Origin of the sequence: Paracoccus sp. (in: a-proteobacteria), assembly GCF_030536915.1 — a bacterium.
In the GTDB taxonomy this organism is placed as follows: domain Bacteria; phylum Pseudomonadota; class Alphaproteobacteria; order Rhodobacterales; family Rhodobacteraceae; genus Paracoccus.
The window spans coordinates 49,514-68,576 of sequence record NZ_JAUNPC010000005.1 but is presented as its reverse complement, the minus strand read 5'-3'; the positions used below and the strand labels follow the sequence as shown (position 1 = coordinate 68,576).

Sequence of the window (19,063 nt, the reverse complement as noted above, 5' to 3'; positions counted from 1 at the left end):
CACTCGATCACGATCTGAGTCTGGGTGACGATGGCGGCGGGCTTGCCGTCCCCGCGCGTGATGGTTGTCTGCCAGACCATCGTCGTGCGCCCCTTGTGCAGCGGCACGCAGCGCGCCCGCGCCGTATCGCCGATGCGGATTGGGCGCAGGAAGTTGGTCTTGCTTTCCAGCGTGGTGGTCGTCCTGCCCTCGGGCAGGTTGATCATCGTCGCCGTGCCGCCGAGGTTGTCGGCCATCGCCATCAGCGCGCCCCCGTGCATGACGCCGTTGCGATTGGCCAGGTCCTCGGTCACCGACAGTTCCGCCACCACCTCGTCCGGCTCGGCCGAGATCAGGCGGAAGCCCAGAAGCTGCGCGAAGGCGGGCTGGTCAAAGGCGATCCGGTCGAGTTCGTCGCGGGTCATCGGGCTGTCCTTTCCTGTCGGGCCGTTGCGAGGAAGATCGAAGCGCCGCGCGAGGTCAAGCGCCCGGCCGCAGGATCGCATCGGCCGACGCGGCCAGCCGGTCCACCGCCTGCGCCAGCCGCCCGTCGATCTCGGCTAGGTAGCGCGTCCAGTCCATGTAGCCGCCAAGCGGCGCGGCCCCGTCCGAGATCCCGCGCAACCCGATCATCGGCAGGCCGAAGGCAAGGCAGGCCCGGCAGACGGCAAAGCTTTCCATGTCCACCATGTCGGCGTCGATGGGATCGTAGCCCGCGCCCGACACGATCGCCGCGCCGGATGACAGCCGCGCCTCGGGGATGCCGGGGATGCGGAAGGGCAGCGGCACCTCGGCCGGCAGGTCCAGCCCCGGTGTGAGGCCCGGCGGAAAGCCGAGGGCCGACACGTCCATGTCGCGGTAGGACACCGACGCGGCCTGATAGACCCCCGCCTGTTCCAGATGCCGCGACCCCGCGCTGCCAAGGCAGACGACCGCCTCGGGAAGCTCGGCCTTCTCCGCCAGCCGCGCCAGCGCCGCTGAAACCACGACGGCGGCCTCGACCGGGCCGATGCCGGTCATCAGCGGTGTGATCCGCCGGCGCAGGGCCGGGCCGTATTCCTCGGGGGCGGCCATGACGAACAGAATGCGATGCCCGGCGATCAGGTCGGGACGGGGCTGCGCGTCGGGCCGGGCGTCCAGCCTGACCGGCCGCAGGGCACCCAGACCCGCCGCCACGGGCTCTGCCGGGATCCCGGCAGAGAGATGGGGGATGTCGGACATCGCAAGCTCCTGCAGTCAGTGCTGAACCCCCGCTTGGCAGAAACTTCGCGCCGGGGAAAGCGCGGGCCTTGCTGCGTGGAATCTCACATCCGCGCCAACCGGCGGGTGCCGGGCTCATGCCGCTTGCCCCTGTGGCGGCCCGCCGCTAGCGTCCTGCCAAGCATCAAAACCGGAGCTGCCCCCGTGACCATTCTGCGCACCACCGCCATCGCGCTGGCCCTTGCCGCACCCGGCCTCGCCATGGCCGCCGACCCCGAACTGACCGTCTTCGACTGGGCGGGCTTTGAAGAGCCGGTGATCTTCCAAGGCTACATGGACAAGCACGGGAACAGCCCGACCTTCGCCTTCTACGGCGACGACGACGAGGCGTTCCAGAAGCTGTCCTCGGGCTTCCGCGCCGACGTGGCGCATCCCTGCAGCCAGATGGTGTCGAAATACCGCGATGCCGGGCTGATCGAGCCCTGGGACCCGGCCCGCATCCCGGCGGTGGCGGACATCGATCCGCGCTTCCTCGATTCCGAGGTGTTCCAGGATGCCGAGGGGCTGTGGTACATTCCCACCGACTTCGGCGCCACGGCTGTTGCCTACAACACCGACAACGTGCCGGCCGAGGATGTCGCGACCCTGCAGGTCTTCGTGGACCCCAAGTATCAGGGCAGGACCTCGCTGCCCGACTCGGCCGACGACGTCTGGGCGCTGGCCTATCTGGCGACGGGCGTGACCGACTGGACCGAGGTCACGGACGAACAGTTCCAGGCTGCCGCCGACTGGCTGCGGCAGGCACATCAGAACGTCACCGCCTATTGGGCCGACCCGGCGGAGCAGTCGCAGCTGATGGCCTCGGGCGCGGTGGACGTGGCTTGGTCCTGGAACGACGCGATCCCGCTGCTGCAGGCGGAAAACTATCCCATCGGTTTCCAGCGCGAGGCGACCGAGGGCTCCTCGACCTTCTTCTGCGGTTTCGTGAACCTGAAGGGTGGTCAGGGCAGCGACGACAAGGTCTATGATTTCATCAACGCCTGGCTTGCGCCGGAAGCCGCCAAGGGCCTGCTGGACACCATCGGCTACGGCCATACCAACACCAAGGCGCTGGCCACGGTGGCGGACGATCCCCGCGTGATTGCGAACCTCGGCCCCATCGACGCGCCGGTGCTGGCCCAGACCCCCAACGATCCCGCCCAGCGCGAACGGCAACTGGCCGAGTTCGAAAAGATCAAGGCCGGCTTCTGAGCCGCGCCTTTTCCCCAGTGAACGGCGGCGGCCCCATGGACCGCCGCCCTGCATGACTGTCCCACCTGCATGAGAGATGCCATGAAACGCCGCGATTTCCTGTCCACCGCCGGCATCGGTTCCGCCGCCACGATGCTTGCCGCACCGGCGCTGGCGCAGGCGCAGCCCACGGTAAGCTGGCGTCTGACCTCGGCCTATCCCAACAGCCTGGAAACGCTTTACGGCATTTCCTCGCAGCTTTCGCAGCGCATCGGCGAGATGACGGACGGCGGCTTCAGCATTCAGGCCTTCTCGGCGGGCGAGTTGGTGCCGGGATTGCAGGCCCTGGACGCGGCCAGCGACGGCACGGTGGAATGCGCCCATACGCTGGGCAGCTACAACATCGGCAAGGACCCGACCTGGGGCTTTGAAACCGCGCTGCCCTTCGGCCTGAACACCCGCCAGCAGACCGCATGGCTGATGCAGGGCGGCGGGCTGGAACTGATCAACGAATTCGTCGCCTCATCGAACGTGCGGGTGATCCCCTCGGGCAACACCGGCGCGCAGATGGGCGGCTGGTATCGCAAGGAAATCAACTCGGTCGAGGATCTGCGCGGCCTCAAGCTGCGGATCGCCGGGCTGGGCGGCACGATCCTGTCGCGGCTGGGCGTGGTGCCCCAGCAGATCGCGGGCGGCGACATCTATTCGGCGCTGGAACGCGGCACCATCGATGCGGCCGAGTTCTCGGGGCCGCTGGACGACGAGAAGCTGGGCTTCCAGCGGGTCGCGCCGCATTACTATTATCCGGGCTGGTGGGAAGGCTGCGCGAACGTCGGCCTTTATATCAACCTCGATGCCTGGAACGCGCTGCCCGCCCATTACCAGGCCGCGCTGGAAGCTGCCTGCGCCGAGACGCTGACCCATTGCGTCGCCAAGTATGACAACGGCAACCCGGACGCGCTGCTGCGGCTAATCCAGGCGGGCGCGCAGCTCAAGGCCTTCCCGGACGACGTGCTGGAGGCAGCCTTCGCGGAATCGCGCAAGCTTTACGCGGAATATGCCGAAAGCAACGAGAACTTCCGCAGGATATATGAACCCTGGTCGGCTTATTGGCAGAAGCAGCAGCAATGGCTGCGGGTGGCCGAACTGCCTTACGATTACTTCACTTCGGGGCAGGTGAACCGCTGAGGCCCGGTAGGGGGCGGGTCGCCGCCCCTCAGTCCAGCGTCTGCCCGTCCTTGTTGCGCAGGTCGTTGTGGATGGCGACCGCCGCGCGGGTGCCGGTCCCGATGGCAAAGCCGATCTGGTCCAGCCCCTGGACCGCGTCGCCTGCGGCATAGATGCCGGGGATGGTGGTGCGCTGGCGCTCGTCGGTGACGAAGCACTGGCCTTCCGCAAGCTCGATCCCCAGCATCACGCCCAGCTCGTTGCGTGTATGGGTGCCCAGCGCGACGTAAAGCGTGTCGAAGACCAGCCGCTGCCCGTTTTCAAGCGTGACCTGGACGCAGCCATCATCGAAGTTCAACGCCGACATGGGCTTTTCGACCACGTCGATGCGGGCACCCCTAGCCTGGTCACGCTCGTCCTCGTCCAGCCGCATGCCCGTCATCGGGATCAGGGTGATGTCGCGGCTGTAGCTGCGCAGGAACATCGCCTCGGCCAGCCCGTGGCGGTTGCCGCCAAGGACGCCGATGCGCCTGCCGGTCTGCTCATAGGCGTCGCAAATGGGGCAATAGCGCAGAAGGCCACGGGCAACCGCATCGGCATGGGCCGCCTCGTCCAGCGGCGGACGATGGTTCACGACGCCGGTCCCCAGCATGACGGTGCGGGCGCTGATGCGGCCCTGGTCGGTCTCGGCCACGAACAGCTCGCCGTCGCGGGCGAGGGCCGTCACCTCTCCGTCCAGCAGGGTCGCGCCGTATCGGGCGGCCTGCTCGCGCATATCCTGAAGCAGGTTGGTCCCCGTCACGCCCTCGGGATAGCCCGGATGGTTGTGCGACCGGGGAACCATCTGCAGCCGCCCCTCGCCCTTGTCCACCACGGCCACGCTGCGGTGAAAGCGGCCGAGGTAGATCGCAGCCGTCAGGCCGGCCGGTCCGCCCCCCACGATGAGGCAGTCCAAGGGTTCGTCGGGCAGGGGCATCCGGTCGGTCATGTTCGCCTTTCCTGGCTCAACGCATCCGCAACGCGCCGTCGATGCGGATCGTTTCGCCGTTCATGTAGGCATTCTCGACGATGAACGCGGCAAGGCGCGCATATTCCTCGGGCTCGCCAAGCCTCTTGGGGTTCGTGACCTCGGCGGCAAGGCTGTCCTGCACCTCCTGGGCCAAGCTGCGCAGCATGGCGGTGCCGAAGATGCCGGGGGCGATGGTGCAGATGCGAATGCGGTTGCGGGCAAGGTCGCGGGCGATGGGTAGGGTCATGCCGGCGATGGCGGCCTTGGACGCTGCATAGGCGGCCTGCCCGCTCTGCCCGTCGAAGGCGGCGATGGACGCCGTGTTGACGATGACGCCGTTCTCGTCCTCGCGCCCGTTCCTGGCCATTTCGGCGGCGGCGAGGCGCAGGACGTTGAAGGTGCCGATCAGGTTCACCTCGATGGTGCGGCGGAAGCTGTCCAGCTTGTGCGGCCCGTCCCGGCCCACCGTCTTTTCCCCGATGACGATGCCCGCGCAGTTCACGCAGATGTCAATGCCGCCCATGTGGTCCACGGCCTGCGCGATGGCGGCGGCGACCGAATCCTCGTCGGTGACATCGGCCCGGGCGTAATGGGCGCCCGTTGCCGCCACCGCCCCGGCGCCCGCCTCGTCGCGGTCCAGCACCGTGACCTGCGCGCCGCGCTGGCGGAAATGCTGCGCGGTCGCCGCGCCAAGGCCCGAGGCGCCGCCGGTGACGATGGCGCGGGCATTCGACAGGTCCATGGTTCCCTCCCCGGAAATGAACATCTGTTCAGACGCTAGGCCGCGCTTGCGGCGCGGGCAAGCGAGGTCCGTCTTAACCATCCGTCAACCATCCTGACGGTAGACTAGGCGTAAAGGGGATCCCCGATGCGCCGTCTTGTCCTGCTGATCGTTTCGTTGCTGGCCCCCTGCGCGGGGACCGCAGGGGATGGCACATGGACCCAGTTCGACGCCTGGAAGGGCGGCGCCCAGCTTGTCACCAACATCGAACGGGGCCGGATCGTCTGGGGCTTCGGCCTTGGCCGCGACGACGGAGAGTTGTGGTCCCGCGCCTCGGCCCTCTACACTTGGCAGGTGGGCGACGATCAAGCGCCATGGAAGCTGCGCGCCGGCCCTGCCCTGAAGGCCGAGGAGATCGCGTGGTGGCAGCGCGACGACCACCGCTGGACCCGCTGCCTCGACGCAGAGGGCGAAAGCTGCGCGCGCCTGCAGGCCGGGATGCGGCTGTCGGCGGACCGATGGGCCGAATACGGCCGCTGGGGCACCTTCGTGATGGCCGATTACACCGCCATCGACGATGCCGCGCTGCTGGTGGGCGGGCTGACGCATATGCCATCCGGCCTGGGCGGGCAGTTGTCGGTCTGGCACGAGGCGGGCGGAGAGGTGACGCCGACGCTGATGGCCTCGGCGCCCGTGACCCGGCGGCTCAGGGTCAGGCTGGGGCACAAGTTCGTCGAGGACGAGACCTTTATCGGCTTCAGCTTATCGACCTACTGACGCGGCCCGAGCCGGGGCTAGCGCCGCAGCATCTCCGGCCCGCCGGCGATCAGCGGGTCGGGCGCGCCGATCAGGGCGTGATCCTTGCCGGCGTAATCCACCCGGCCCAGAACCGCCTGCATGGCCGCAATCCGGGCACGCCGCTTGTCGTCCGACCGGATCACCGTCCAGGGCGCCACCGGCGTATGGCTGAGCGACAGGGTCTCGCCGATCGCCGCCGTGTAGTCGTCCCAGCGCCCCAGACCGTCCACGTCGATGGCGCTGAGCTTCCACCGCTTCAGCAGGTCCTTTTCGCGGTCGAGGAAGCGGCGCAACTGCTCGGCCCGGCCCACGTTCAGCCACAGCTTGACCAGGATGATGCCGTCATCCACCAGCAGCTTTTCGAAATCCGGCAACTGGCGGAAGAACTGCGCCCGCTGCGATTCCGAGGCGAAGCCGAAGACGCGCTCGACCACGCCGCGGTTGTACCAACTTCGGTCGAACAGCGCGATCTCTCCGGCGGCGGGAAGCCGGGCGACATAGCGCTGGAAATACCATTGCCCCGCCTCGCGCTCGGTCGGCCTCGGCAGGGCCACGACATAGGCCGAGCGCGGATTGAGGTTTTCGCGCATCACGTCGATGGTGCCGCCCTTGCCGGCGGCGTCGCGTCCTTCGAACAGCACCACCACGCGCTTGCCGGTGGCGATCACGTCGCCCAGCATCGTGACCATCTGCACCTGCAGGGCCTCGGTGCGGTCCTCGTAGGCGCCCTTCGGCATCTCGTTGCGATAAGGATAGCTCGGGTCGAGAATGTCGTCCTCGTCCGCCTTCTCGATCGCGCGGCGGATGGCGGCCGGGGCCTCGTCGCGGAAATACCGGCTGATCTGGCCGACAAGGGGGTTTTGCTGCAACGAGGGCGGCTTCTTCTTCATGTCATCCGCGTCCGATGTCGTTCAGGTCGAATGGCGTGGTCTGGTAGATCTCGTTGATCCAGTTGCCGTAAAGCAGATGCGCGTGGCTGCGCCAGCGGTTCGACGGGCAGCGCGTGGGGTCGTCGTCGGGATAGTAATTCGCGGGCACCCCGATGGGTTTCCCCGCAGCCACGTCGCGGTCGTATTCGTCCTTGAGCGTGCCGGAATCGTATTCCAGGTGGTTGAAGATATAAAGCGCGCGATGCGCCGCATCCTCGACAAGGCACGGCCCGGCGTGGTCCGAGGCAAGCAGCGTCGTCAGGTCCGCGCGCCGGTCGATGTCGTCCTGCCGCACCTCGGTCCAGCGGCTGACGGGGATCAACACGTCGTCGGAAAAGCCCCGCAGATAGGGCGAGGCAGGCGCGAGGTTGCGGTGGCGGAAGCAGCCGAAGGCCTTGGCGTCCAGCAGGTGCTTGGGCAACGCGTGGAAATGCCATGCCATCGCCATGCCGCCCCAGCAGACGCCGAAGGTGGAATGGACATGGGTTTGCGTCCAGTCGAAGACGCGGCGCAATTCATTCCAGTAGGTCACCTCCTCGAAGGGCAGGTGCTCGACCGGGGCGCCGGTGACGATCAGCCCGTCAAAGCGGTCGCCCGCGGCCTCGACCTCGGCGAAGGGGCGGTAGAAGGATTCCAGATGCTCGGCAGCGGTGTTCTTGGCTTCGTGGTCCGACATGCGGATCAGGGACAGGTTGATCTGCAGCGGCGTCGCCCCGATCAGCCGGGCGAACTGGTTTTCCGTCTGGATCTTCTTCGGCATCAGGTTCAGCAGCGCGATGCTGATCGGGCGGATATCCTGCCGCGCCGCGCGGTCCGGGCTCATCACCATGACGCCTTCGTTCCGCAGGATGTCGAATGCGGGCAGGTTCTCGGGCAGGGTGATGGGCATCAGTCTTCCTTTCGGGCCGAGCGGTCGATCGCGGCGGCGATCAGATCGACGAAGTCTTGCGGGTCCGCCACACGGGCGATCTCGTCGGCCTCGACGGTGACGCCGCGGCGGGCCATCGCCGCATAGCGCGGCTGGCGATGGGCCAGGGCGCGGGCATAGGTCCAGCGGATGAAGGCGTCGGGATCGACGGGGCCGGGGTGGGTCCGGCCATAGTCCTCCCATGCGGCGGCGAGGAAGGCGGGCTGGTAATACATGGGCTTTGGCGCTTGGTCGAAGCGGCGGACGAGTTCCGAGGTATGCGCTTCGGTGCCGCGAATCCAGACCGGCAGCATCAGCGCCGACAGCGCCCGCAGCACGGGATCATCCGGGTTTTCCGGGTCCACGACCTCGCAGATGGACCCCGAGGTGTCGCAGACGAAATGGCTGTAGCCGTAGATCTCCCTGGCGCGGGTGATGAAATGGCCCGAATCCAGCATGGCGGCGATCTCGGCCGCGCGGTGCTGGTCCTGGCGGCGCTTGTAGTCGTGGAAGGGCAGGCCGCCTCGCGCCGGATCGCCCGGCTTGCCCAGATAGGTGGACAACGGCGCGAGGTTGTCGAAGGTGATGTTCGACTCGATCCTGACCGAGTCCGTCATCAGCAACTCGCGCAGCAGCGGCACCTTCATGGCGTGGCGCTTGAAGTCGTCGGCGATCAGCTCGCCCATGTAGCGGGTGCCGATGCGGTAATCGACGCTGTAATGGAACCACGCGCCCGACCGGCGCAGCATCGACGCGACATGGGTCTTGCCCAGGCCCGACATCCCGAACAGCATCACCCGCTTTTCCGGGGCCTCAAGCCACGCCTTGCCGCTGGAATACATCTGCCCGCCCGTCCTGATCGCAACGGGCAGTTCCTAAGGGCCGTGGCGGGAAAGGAAAAGGCCCCGCAGGGGCGGGGCCTCCGGCCGGAACGGCAGCGGTCAGAAGCTGTAGCCGACCCGGATGCCGAAGCCGACGGCGTCATTGTCGTCCATCGTGGCGACGTAGCGCTTGTTGCCGGTTTCGCCCACGCCGAGGTCCGCATCGCCCAGCTTGGTGTAGTTGATGCCGGTCGTGACCTTGAGGTTGTCCATCGTGTAGATCGCCGCCAGCGTGATCGCCTTGCGTCCGTCCGTCGGGGCCAGCGGAGAGGCAAGGCCGTCCTCGCTCGGCTCATACAGGAACGAGACCGAGCCGGACCAGTTCTCGGTGAACTTGCGGCCGATGCCGATGGTATAGGTGGTCGTGTCCTCGACCTCGACCAGCGGGACGCCTGCCCCGATCGGGATCGGGAACAGGAAGTTGTCCACCTTGAACTCCGACCATTTCACCCAGCGGACCGAGCCGAAAAGCAGCGTGTCTGCGGCGATGCCGGTCTGGCCTTCCAGCACCCAGCTGCGCGGGGTCTTGACCGTGTAGTCGCCCCGGAACGTCGCCGGCAGGGGGCCGCCGCTTTCGGTCATCCCGAAATCATGCTCGATCGGCGAGTTGTAGGTCAGCGACACGCGGGCCGCGATCGCGGGAATCTCATAGGCCGCGCCGACCACGTAGCCGACGCCCCATTCCTTGTCGATTTCAAGATCGTAGCCGGCGGTGGCCGCATAGCCCGCGCCGTCCAGCCTCACCCCGCCATCGGCATGCGAGGCGCGGACGCCCCCGTGGACCGAAAAGTTGTTCTCGAACCTGTAGCGCAGAAGCCCGGTATAGGTCGTCGAGTTCACTTCCACCCGCGTGCCGCCCAGAACCGGCGATCCGTTGGGCGCCAGGGGATAGCGAAGGTCCGCGCCGAAGGGCTGTTCGATGATGATCGCCGCCGACAGGTTCTCGTTGAACTGATGCTTGTAGGCGAGCCCGAAGAAGCCGTAGCCCTGCGCCACGTCGCGGGTGGCGGCGCCCGCCGCGTCGGTGCCGCGGACCGTGGGGTTCACGCCGCCGAAGCTCAGTTCCGCGTAATTGCCCGGCTCGAACAGGATGCCGAGCGACTGGGGCGCCCGTTCGATTCCGCCGGCGAAAACCGGCGCGGCGGTCAGCAGCAATGCGGCGGTCGCGGTAAATGTGCGTTTCATGATCTTTCCTCCCGAAAGTGCGCCTTTAAGCGGGTTCTTGCCTATCTCTTGCGACTTTCCGGCCGCTTCGGTCAATCAGGGCCGTCACGTGACGCGGCGTATGGCGCGCGCGTCAGGGCGCTGCGTGGCGCAACCGCCACGCTTGCATCCCTCCGAGAGCCTGCGATCATGGGGCATGAGCCGCGAACGCCTGCATTTCGCCATGCCCCGCCCGGTGCCGCCCGGCCGCTTCCGCCGCGTGCCGCCGGTGATGTTCCTTGCCGTTCTGGCCGCGCTGGAACTGGGGCTTGCCTGGGTAGTCGGTGCCGGCGCCTTCGCGCTGCCCGCCGGGGCGGGGCAGATGCTGGCGGGGATGATTGCGGCCCTCGCGGCCTTCGCGCTGTTTGCCTATGGCTGCAAGCTGGCGCGCCGTCCCTCGGTGATGATGGAGGAACTGGCGATCCTGCCGGGCAGGGCAGGGGTCGGCGCCGCGATGCTGTCGCTCTACCTGCTGGGGGGGCTTGTCGGGGCGACGCTCAGCATCGGCGCCGGGCGGTTGCTGCTGATCCTCGGGCTTCTTCTGCATGGCTGGACAGTCGTTGCCATGCTGCCCCTGCTGCGCGACGGCCCGCCCGAGCGCCGCATGGTCTCACCCGACTGGCACCTGAGCCTCGCCGGTCTTGCGGTGGCGGCGCAGGCCGGATTGCTGCTCGGCTGGCCCCTGCTGGCGTGGTTCTGCATGCCAGCCGCCATCGGGGTGCCGCTGATCTGGATGCTGAGCGTCCGGCAACTGCGGCGCCTGCGCGTTCCGGCCCCGTTGCGGCCGCTGCTGGCGCTGCATCTTGCGCCCGTTCCGGTGCTGGCGACCGTGCTGCTGGCAGTCGATTGGACCACCTTGGGGGCGGTGCTTGCCTGGCTGGCGCTGGCGGGCGTGCTGGCGATGCTGGCCGGGGGACGCTGGCTGCTGGCGGACGGCTTCTCGGCCTTCTGGGGCGCCCCGGCCCTTGCACTGTCGGCGACCGCCGCCGCCTGGGTCGCCCTGTGGATGGCCGCGCCCAGCGAGGCGCATCGCCTGATCGCAGGGGTGCTGCTGGTGCTGGCCACGCTGACCGTCCTGCCGGTTCTGGCGCTGGTCATGCGCGAATGGATGCAGGGCCGCTTGCCCGCCCGGTCCAACGCCGCGATCGCCTGAGCCGCCGCTGGACTTTTCGCCCGGTGCGTGAAAGGGGAAACTGCCAAACGAAACCCTGACAGGATCATCCCCATGCAGATTCGCGAGGCGCTGACCTTCGACGACGTTCTTCTGGTTCCCGCGGCTTCCAGCGTGTTGCCCTCGACCGCGGATGTGACCACCCGTGTCTCGCGCAATATCCGCATGAACATCCCGCTGGTCAGTTCCGCCATGGACACCGTCACCGAAAGCCGCATGGCCATCGCGCTGGCGCAGGCGGGCGGGATCGGGGTGATCCACCGCAATCTGACCCCGGACCAGCAGGCCGAGGAGGTCCGGCGCGTCAAGCGCTTCGAATCCGGCATCGTCTACAACCCGATCACCCTGACCCCCGACCAGACGCTGGCCGACGCCAAGGCCCTGCAGGAGCAGTATCACGTCACGGGCTTCCCGGTCGTGGACGCGACCGGCCGGGTGGTCGGCATCGTCACCAACCGCGACATGCGCTTTGCCAGCGACGACCGGACGCCGGTGCGGGTGATGATGACCTCGGACAACCTTGCGGTCCTGCACGAGCCCGCCGACCGCGAGGAAGCGATCAGCCTGATGAAGGCCCGCCGGATCGAGAAGCTGCTGGTCACGGACGGGCAGGGCAAGCTGACCGGCCTTCTGACGCTGAAGGACACCGAGCAGTCGGTCCTGAACCCGCTGGCCTGCAAGGACGACTTCGGCCGCCTGCGGGTCGCCGCGGCCTCGACCGTGGGTGACGAGGGGTTTGAGCGGTCCTCGGCCCTGATCGAGGCGGGGGTTGACCTGGTGGTGATCGACACCGCGCATGGCCATTCCGAGGGCGTGGCGGTTGCCGTCAGCCGGCTGAAGAAGGCCTTTTCCGAGGTCGAGATCTGCGCGGGCAACGTCGCGACCGCCGAGGCCGCCCGCACGCTGGTCGATGCGGGCGCGGATTCGATCAAGGTCGGGATCGGGCCGGGGTCAATCTGCACCACGCGCGTGGTCGCGGGCGTGGGCGTGCCGCAACTGACCGCCATCATGGATGCGGTGGCGGGCGCGGGCGACGTGCCGGTGATCGCGGACGGCGGCATCAAGTTCTCGGGCGATTTCGCCAAGGCCATCGCGGCGGGCGCGACCTGCGCCATGGTCGGCAGCGCCATCGCCGGGACCGACGAGGCGCCGGGCGAGGTGATCCTGTACCAGGGCCGGTCCTTCAAGTCCTACCGCGGCATGGGTTCGCTGGGCGCGATGGCCCGCGGCTCGGCCGACCGTTATTTCCAGAAGGACGCGGCGTCCGACAAGCTGGTCCCCGAGGGGATCGAGGGGCAGGTGCCCTACAAGGGCTCGGTCTCTGCCGTGCTGCACCAGATGGTCGGGGGCCTGCGCGCCGCGATGGGCTACACCGGCAACGCCACGATCGAGCAGATGCGCGGCGGCTGCCAGTTCGTCCGCATCACCGGCGCGGGCCTGAAGGAAAGCCATGTCCACGACGTCCAGATCACGCGCGAGTCGCCGAACTATCGTCTTGGCTGATCCGGCGGGCTGTTCAGCCTTGCGCCGATCCTTGCCTGATCGCCCGGCGGGGGCAGGCTGACGCATTCGACCGAACCGGCGGGCAGGGCGATCCGCCTGCTGCTTCTTCAGGCCGGACCTTTGCAGCAGCCCGGCATGGGACTGTCCGGTCCAGCTTTCGGCTTTTTGTTGCGGGGCTCGGTTCGTCCTCATGGAAGGCCCTGACCGATCCAGGTTTTCGCAAGCCGCGCTGGCCGGGGCCTGTCCTTTACGGCAGGCCCCGTGCGATCGGTGCATCCGCTTGCCCATGGCCGAGGACGAGGCGGGATGGCGCCACTCTGCCGGGACCGGCCGGACAGCCCCGTGGATCCGGCCTGCAGCCATGGGCGTTCGGCGGTGACGGCGGGATGCAGCCCGCTTCCGCAGCAGCGGGTCATAAGGGGGGACGGCATGAGCAAAAGCGTTCTGATCACCGGCGCACGGTCCGGCATGGGGCGGGCGACCGCGCTTCTTCTGGCCCGAAGCGGCTATCGCGTCTTCGCGGGCGTCCGCGAGGGCGAGGCGGAGCTGATGGACGCGGCGCGGGCGCAGGGTGCCGGGCTGACGACCGTGCGGCTGGACGTGCAGGATCCGGCCCTCGTGCGCGAGGCCGTGGCCCGCGTCGTGGCCGAGGCGGGCGGCATCGACGTGCTGGTGAACAACGCGGGCTTCGGGCTGCTGGCCACGGTCGAGGACGGCACCGACGACGAGATGATCCGGCAGTTCGACGTCAACGTCTTCGGCCTGCTGCGGATGACGCGCGAGGTCCTGCCCCACATGCGCGCGGCGAATGGCGGCGTCATCATCAACATCTCGTCCTTTCTCGGGCGCATGGGGCTGCCGCTGCTGACACATTACAACGCCAGCAAATACGCGGTCGAGGGGATCACCGATTCACTGCGGCTTGAGGTGGGGCAGTTCGGGATCAGGGTGCATTCCGTCCTTGCCGGCCTCTTCGGGACCAATTTCGTGCGCAAGGGGCTGGTGGCCAATCCCGACACCACATCGGGGGATTCGCCCTACCGCGACCTCGTCGGGCATTTCGTTCCCGTTGTGGCCGCCGCCATCAACGAAGGGCCGTCGCCCCAGCCAATCGCCGAGGCCGTGAAGGCGATCATCGAGAACGAGGGCAGCGACATCGCCGTGCCCGTCGGCGCCGAGGCGGAAAGCTTCGTGCCCCTGCGCCGCAGCCTGCCGGACAAGGAGTTCGAGCAGCGCATCATCGAAACCTTCGGCCTGCCGACCGCCGGAACAAAGACCTAGGCGGCGGTTTCCGGCAAGGCGCGGCCTGTCACGGCGCGCGGGGCACATGGGACGATACGAACTTGACCCGCGAACCGGCGGCGGCAATCTGCCGGGCATGGCCTCTGCCCGTTCACTCGTGCCCCGCCCGGTCCGGAGGTGGTGGATTTTCGTAATCGCCGCTGCCCTGGCGATGGCGGCGACGTGGTTCTTCACCCGCTCTCCCGACCTGCAGCGCGGAGCGGCGCTTTACGCCGCGCATTGTGCATCCTGCCACGGAGCCGGGCTTGAGGGGCAACCTGACTGGCAGATCCCCGATGCGGACGGTGTCCTGCCCGCGCCGCCGCATGACGAGACCGGGCATACCTGGCATCATGACGACGCCATGCTGACGGATTACATCCGGCGCGGCGGTCAGGCGGTTCTGGATGACATGGGGGTGCCCATGACATCGGGCATGCCCGCCTTCGGCGAGGTGCTGGCAGAGGATGACATCGCCGCCATCCTTGCCTTCATCAAGTCGCGCTGGCCTGAAAGGATGCGGGCGATCCAGGCCGGACGGAACGACCGTCCGGGCCTCACCGACGCGCTTTCCGGGCCCGGCCGCGGGGAAGGTCCTCTGCCCTGAGGGGCATCCGATCGCGGAAATCGCCCCTTTCCGGCTTGCAGGCGGCCTCGGGTCCGACGACTGCAGGAGAGTTGACGAAAGGACGTGGTGGCAATGCCGCAATTCCCTTGGGCGCAGGGTCTTTCACAGGCTTTCCCGGGCCTCGCGGTCTCGGCGCTGGTGGCTGCGACGGCGCAGTTCCTGTCGGAACATTACGGCGTGCCGGCGATGCTGATGGCCCTGCTGCTGGGACTGGCGCTGAACTTCCTGGGCGAAGAAGGTACGCGCACGGCGCATGGGGTGGCGCTGGCCGGGCGCACGGTGCTGCGGCTGGGCGTGGCGCTGCTGGGCGCGCGGATCTCGGTCGAGATGCTGGCCCGGCTGGGCTGGCCGCTGGTGCTGCTGATCGTCACGGGGGTCATCGCGACGATCCTGTTCGCGCTGGGCGCGGCACGGCTTTTCGGGCGCAAGTGGCGCTTTGCCCTGCTGACGGGGGGCGCGGTCGCGATCTGCGGCGCCTCGGCCGCGATGGCAATCGCGGCGGTGCTGCCGCGGCACGAGCGGTCGGAACGCGACCTCGTCTTCACCGTGCTGTCGGTGACAGTGCTTTCCGCCGTGGCGATGGTCCTTTACCCGATGCTGTCGGGCTGGCTCGGCCATGACCAGCAGACTGCCGGCGTGTTCCTGGGTGGCACCATCCATGATGTGGCCCAGGTCGTCGGCGCCGGCTTCACCGTGGGACCCGAGGCCGGAGAGACCGCCACGCTGGTCAAGCTGATCCGGGTGTCGATGCTGGCACCCGTGGTGCTGTTCCTGTCGGTGGCGATCCGGTCCCGGCAATCCGCGCGCCAAGGGACGGATGCGCGCCCGCCGCTTCTGCCCGGCTTCGTGGCCGGGTTCCTGGCGCTGGCCGCGCTGAATTCACTGGGGCTGATCCCCGCCCCCTTGTCCGACATCGCCACCGGCCTGTCGCGCTGGTGCCTGCTGACCGCGATCGCGGCGGTCGGGATCGGCACCTCGCTGGGCCGGATACGCGAGGTGGGGCCAAGCGCCGTTGCGCTTCTTGTCCTTGAAACCCTGTTCCTGGGTGGCTGGGTGATGACCGGCCTGCATCTGCTGAGGTGATGCGGCGAGGCGCTGCGCTGGGACAGTCCGCTGCGACGATGGCGCCAAACCATCCGCCCCGATCACTGCCGCCGCGTTCCCGGTAGTTGTGACTTTCAAGCGAAGGTTCGGGAGGGGTGATGCGGGTCGTGGCATCCATCCTGCCGGAAAGGCTGCACCCGGCGCTTCCGCCAATGCAACGATTGGGAAGAGATGGCGGCCAGCCCCCGGATGCCGGGCGGCACCTTCTATGGATCGGCGGGCCGGGAGGTGGCGGTCATGCCATGGCCGGCTTCCGGCAGGGCCTTGGCGGCTTGCCGCTCGCCTTCAAGGCGATATGCTGCAGGCGCATCAACCGGGGCGCCCGATGACCTCTCCGTTCCGCCGCCGGGTGCTTTACATTCCCGGCTACGACCCCGTCCCGCCCCGCCGCTACCGCGAGCTTTATCGCAGCGAGGGCAGGGCGCAGGCGCGCATCTCGGGCTACCGGCTGGAGTTCGGGCCGCGCCGCGACCCCACCGGCTTCGGCTGGGGCGTGACCGGGCATTTCCCGGCCGGGACCGGGCAGGCGGATGTCGAGGTGCTGGTCTGGGCCGATGTGGTGCAGGGCTCGATGGGCCGGTCGATCCCGGCGACCTATGCCCAGCTTCTGCGGACGGTCTGGGTCTATCTGGGCTCGGGCGCGTTGTTCCGGCTGATGCGGCTGCGGCGCGGCCCGGTGATCGCCGCGCTTTATCCCATCGTCCTGCTTCTGGCGCAGCTTGCGCTGGCGCTGGCGCTGGGCGGCCTCCTGTGGTGGACGGGCGCGCGGCTGGTCCACTGGGTGCCGGGGCTGGCGCTGGGGCTGGTCGCGGCGGGGGCGGTCCTGTGGGTCTTCCGGCGGATCGATGGCCGCCTCTTCGCCTATTACCTGATGCACGACTATGCCTTCACCGCGCAGGATGGCGGCGCCTATCCGGCGGCGCTGGAGGACCGCATCGCGGCCTTCGCCCGCCGCATCGCCGAGGTGCTGGAGGAGGACTGGGACGAGGTGCTGGTCGTCGGCCATTCCTCGGGCGCCTGTCTGGCGGTGTCGGTGCTGGCGGACGTGATCCGGTCCGGCCGGGCACGGGCGGACGGGCGGCTGGCGTTGCTGACGCTGGGCCATGTCGTGCCGATGATGTCCTTCCTGCCGCGTGCGGGGCGTCTGCGGGCGGACCTGCGCTACCTCTCGGCCCGGCCCGAGGTGGACTGGGTGGACGTGACCGCGCCGGGGGATGCCTGCTGCTTCGGCCTCTGCGATCCGGTTGCCGTTTCGGGGGTCGAACCGCCCGGCCGGCGCGGGCCGCTGGTGCTGTCGGCGGCCTTCACGCGGACGCTTTCGCCCGAGAGGCGGCGGGCGTTGCGGGGACGGTGGTTCAGGCTGCATTTCCAGTATCTTCATGCCTTCGACCGGCCGGGGGACTATGACTACTTCGCCATGACGGCCGGGCCGTTGCGGCTGGGCGGGCGCTATGCGGGCCGCAGCCATTCCCCCGGCCGCATCGCGCGGGCGGTCAACGACTGGCCCGGCCGCAGCGCGGGCGCGCCATGATTGCGGCGCGGCGCCCCCGTGGGGTATTTTTCCAGAAAGAAGTCTCCTGCAGGCAGGAGGGATGGCGGTGATCGCCCCCAAGCCCGGCAGCACCGAGAGGCGGGGCGGCGTGCTGCGTTACGCGCTCCGCTTTCGCCGCGACCTGTTGTCGGCGCTGCCGGCGCGGCTTTACCGGGCATGGATGGCGGATTTCCGCAGCCCGCTGCTGCGCAGTGTCGTCTGCAACGACCCGGCGCTGGTCCGGCTGGTGCTGCAGGCCCGGCCGCTTGATTTCCCCAAGTCGGACCGGCTGCGCGAGGGACTGGCGCCGTTGCTGGGGCAGTCGGTCTTCGTGACGAACGGCGCCTTGTGGGAACGCCAGCGCCGCATCATCGACCCGGCCTTCCAGGGCGGGCGGCTGGGCGAGACGCTGCCGGCGATGTGGGATGCCGCGCTGGCGGCGACGCGGCGGCTTGAGGCCCGCGCGGGCGCCGAGATCGACATCGAGCCGGAAACCGGCCATGCCGCCGCCGACGTGATCTTCTGCACCCTGTTTTCCGTTCCCATCGAGGACGAGACGGCGGCGCGGGTCTTCGCCGCCTTCCGTGCCCACCAGGACGCCCAGCCGATCGTGAATCTCGCGGCGCTGGTGCCGCTGCCCCCTTGGGTGCCGCGCTGGCACGGGAGGCGCACCCGGCGGACGGCGGCCACGATCCGGGGCCTCATCGCCGGGATGGTCGCGCGCCGGGCGGCCGAGATCGCAGCGGGCACCGCGCCCGACGACCTTGCGACGAAGATCATGACGACGCCCGACCCGGAAACGGGGCAGGGCTTCACCCCCGCCGAGATGGTGGATCAGGTGGCGATCTTCTTCCTGGCCGGGCACGAGACCTCGGCCAGCGCGCTTGGCTGGGCGCTGTGGCTGCTGGCCGCCACACCCGAGTGGCAGGACCGGGTGGCCGCCGAGGCGCGGGAGGTGCTGGATAGGGGAACGCCGGACCTTTCGGCGGTGTCACGCCTGAAGGTCGCCCGCGCGGTGTTCCGCGAAACGATGCGGCTTTACCCTCCGGTGCCGATGATGGTGCGGGAAACGGTGCAGCCCGAGTGCTTCCGCGACCGCGACTTGCCGCGGGGCACGCAGGTTGTGCTGTCGCCCTGGCACCTGCACCGGCATCAGCGGCTTTGGGACAACCCGGACGATTTCGACCCCGCGCGGTGGGATACCGCGAACGGCCGGACCTGCGCGCGCTCGGCCTATATCCCCTTCAGCACCGGGCAGCGTGTCTGTCCCGGCGCGGGCTTTGCCATGATCGAGGGGCCGCTGATGCTGGCGGCGATCTGCCGCGATCTGCGGCTGGAGCGTGGCGCGGTGGACCCGGTGCCGGTCGCACGGCTGACGGTGCGCGGGCGGGACGGCATCCGGTTGCGGATCGGGCGGCGCTAGCGCAGGATCGGCACCCCTTCGGGCTGGCGCAGACCCATTCGCAGCCCCGCGCCGATGCGGTGCGCCAGCGCGGACCACGCCCGCGCCGTGTCCCGCGGCAGCACCCGCAGCAGCGTCGCGTCGAACAGCATCAGCCAGTCGTCGAAATGCGCGGGGCGCACGTCGCCCGCGTCCCGGTGGACCTGCATCGGATTGCCGTCATAACCCCGGTCATAGAGGATCGCATTGCGCCAGAAGGCGGCGATCCTGTCCTCATGCGCGGGCCAGTCGGTGACATGGCGGGCGAAGACGGGGCCCAGCACCTCGTGCCGGCGGATGCCGGCGTAGAAGGTCCGGACGACGCGGGCGATCTGTTCGGGGCTGACGTCAAAGCGCGGCGGGATGGTCATGGGCCCCAT

The 19,063-nt window shown here is 68.7% G+C and carries 19 protein-coding genes; 10 read left to right on the top strand and 9 right to left on the bottom strand.

Annotation, left to right across the window (positions count from 1 at the left end):
* On the bottom strand, nucleotides 1-404 hold a 404-nt coding region (locus tag Q4F04_RS02135; RefSeq protein WP_303368188.1), incomplete at its 3' end, for a PaaI family thioesterase.
* Nucleotides 405-459: 55 nt separating this feature from the next.
* A complete protein-coding gene (locus Q4F04_RS02130) occupies nucleotides 460-1,200 on the bottom strand; it encodes a 5'-methylthioadenosine/S-adenosylhomocysteine nucleosidase (protein ID WP_303368187.1) in 741 nt (246 codons plus the stop codon).
* Nucleotides 1,201-1,440: 240 nt separating this feature from the next.
* Here Q4F04_RS02130 and Q4F04_RS02125 point away from each other — a divergent pair, with 240 nt between their 5' ends.
* On the top strand, nucleotides 1,441-2,430 hold the full coding sequence (locus Q4F04_RS02125) for a PotD/PotF family extracellular solute-binding protein (protein WP_303368191.1): 990 nt from the start codon (nucleotides 1,441-1,443) through the stop codon (nucleotides 2,428-2,430).
* Nucleotides 2,431-2,511: 81 nt separating this feature from the next.
* Nucleotides 2,512-3,597, top strand: coding sequence for a TRAP transporter substrate-binding protein (locus Q4F04_RS02120; RefSeq protein WP_303368186.1), 1,086 nt, complete (start codon nucleotides 2,512-2,514; stop codon nucleotides 3,595-3,597).
* Between the two features lie 28 nt (nucleotides 3,598-3,625).
* Here the strand turns inward: Q4F04_RS02120 and Q4F04_RS02115 are convergent, their stop codons facing one another.
* Together Q4F04_RS02115 and Q4F04_RS02110 are read right to left on the bottom strand one after the other, a co-directional pair.
* On the bottom strand, nucleotides 3,626-4,564 hold the full coding sequence (locus Q4F04_RS02115) for an NAD(P)/FAD-dependent oxidoreductase (RefSeq protein WP_303368185.1): 939 nt from the start codon (nucleotides 4,562-4,564) through the stop codon (nucleotides 3,626-3,628).
* 16 nt (nucleotides 4,565-4,580) lie between these two features.
* On the bottom strand, nucleotides 4,581-5,327 hold the full coding sequence (locus tag Q4F04_RS02110) for an SDR family NAD(P)-dependent oxidoreductase (protein WP_303368184.1): 747 nt from the start codon (nucleotides 5,325-5,327) through the stop codon (nucleotides 4,581-4,583).
* A gap of 126 nt (nucleotides 5,328-5,453) precedes the next feature.
* Between Q4F04_RS02110 and Q4F04_RS02105 the strand changes: the two genes are divergently transcribed.
* Nucleotides 5,454-6,083 carry a hypothetical protein gene (locus Q4F04_RS02105; RefSeq protein ID WP_303368183.1) on the top strand — a complete coding sequence of 210 codons (630 nt, stop codon included), beginning with the start codon at nucleotides 5,454-5,456 and terminating at the stop codon, nucleotides 6,081-6,083.
* Between the two features lie 17 nt (nucleotides 6,084-6,100).
* On the opposite strand, the gene ppk2 is transcribed toward Q4F04_RS02105, so the two are convergent.
* From ppk2 to Q4F04_RS02085, 4 genes are all read right to left on the bottom strand, one after another.
* Nucleotides 6,101-6,994, bottom strand: a complete 894-nt coding sequence (gene ppk2, locus Q4F04_RS02100) for a polyphosphate kinase 2 (RefSeq protein ID WP_303368182.1) — start codon at nucleotides 6,992-6,994, stop codon at nucleotides 6,101-6,103.
* 1 nt (nucleotide 6,995) lies between these two features.
* Complete coding sequence (gene metA, locus Q4F04_RS02095; protein ID WP_303368181.1) at nucleotides 6,996-7,922, bottom strand: homoserine O-succinyltransferase; 927 nt, start codon at nucleotides 7,920-7,922, stop codon at nucleotides 6,996-6,998.
* The gene (locus Q4F04_RS02090) at nucleotides 7,922-8,782 is read right to left on the bottom strand and encodes an ATPase (protein WP_303368180.1); all 861 of its coding nucleotides are present in this window, start codon (nucleotides 8,780-8,782) and stop codon (nucleotides 7,922-7,924) included. The genes metA and Q4F04_RS02090 overlap by 1 nt, the downstream gene beginning before the upstream one ends.
* A 99-nt stretch (nucleotides 8,783-8,881) precedes the next feature.
* Complete coding sequence (locus Q4F04_RS02085) at nucleotides 8,882-10,006, bottom strand: OmpP1/FadL family transporter (RefSeq protein ID WP_303368179.1); 1,125 nt, start codon at nucleotides 10,004-10,006, stop codon at nucleotides 8,882-8,884.
* A 175-nt stretch (nucleotides 10,007-10,181) separates the two neighbouring features.
* On the opposite strand from Q4F04_RS02085, the gene Q4F04_RS02080 reads away from it, so the two are divergent.
* From Q4F04_RS02080 to Q4F04_RS02050, 7 genes are all read left to right on the top strand, one after another.
* Nucleotides 10,182-11,177, top strand: a complete 996-nt coding sequence (locus tag Q4F04_RS02080) for a hypothetical protein (protein WP_303368178.1) — start codon at nucleotides 10,182-10,184, stop codon at nucleotides 11,175-11,177.
* Between the two features lie 72 nt (nucleotides 11,178-11,249).
* Complete coding sequence (guaB, locus tag Q4F04_RS02075; protein WP_303368177.1) at nucleotides 11,250-12,698, top strand: IMP dehydrogenase; 1,449 nt, start codon at nucleotides 11,250-11,252, stop codon at nucleotides 12,696-12,698.
* A gap of 429 nt (nucleotides 12,699-13,127) precedes the next feature.
* On the top strand, nucleotides 13,128-13,979 hold the full coding sequence (locus Q4F04_RS02070; RefSeq protein ID WP_303368176.1) for an SDR family oxidoreductase: 852 nt from the start codon (nucleotides 13,128-13,130) through the stop codon (nucleotides 13,977-13,979).
* Nucleotides 13,980-14,151: 172 nt separating this feature from the next.
* Entirely contained in the window at nucleotides 14,152-14,586 is a 435-nt protein-coding gene (locus Q4F04_RS02065) for a cytochrome c (RefSeq protein WP_303368175.1), read from the top strand.
* Between the two features lie 93 nt (nucleotides 14,587-14,679).
* Nucleotides 14,680-15,690: a YeiH family protein gene (locus tag Q4F04_RS02060; RefSeq protein ID WP_303368174.1), complete on the top strand. Its 1,011-nt coding sequence runs from the start codon at nucleotides 14,680-14,682 to the stop codon at nucleotides 15,688-15,690.
* Nucleotides 15,691-16,036: 346 nt separating this feature from the next.
* Nucleotides 16,037-17,242 carry a hypothetical protein gene (locus Q4F04_RS02055; RefSeq protein WP_303368173.1) on the top strand — a complete coding sequence of 402 codons (1,206 nt, stop codon included), beginning with the start codon at nucleotides 16,037-16,039 and terminating at the stop codon, nucleotides 17,240-17,242.
* Between the two features lie 61 nt (nucleotides 17,243-17,303).
* Nucleotides 17,304-18,665 (top strand): cytochrome P450, encoded by a 1,362-nt coding sequence (locus Q4F04_RS02050; RefSeq protein ID WP_303368172.1) that lies wholly within the window; start codon nucleotides 17,304-17,306, stop codon nucleotides 18,663-18,665.
* On the opposite strand, the gene Q4F04_RS02045 is transcribed toward Q4F04_RS02050, so the two are convergent.
* Nucleotides 18,662-19,054: a group III truncated hemoglobin gene (locus tag Q4F04_RS02045; protein WP_303368171.1), complete on the bottom strand. Its 393-nt coding sequence runs from the start codon at nucleotides 19,052-19,054 to the stop codon at nucleotides 18,662-18,664. The genes Q4F04_RS02050 and Q4F04_RS02045 overlap by 4 nt on opposite strands.
* Nucleotides 19,055-19,063: the final 9 nt, after the last annotated feature.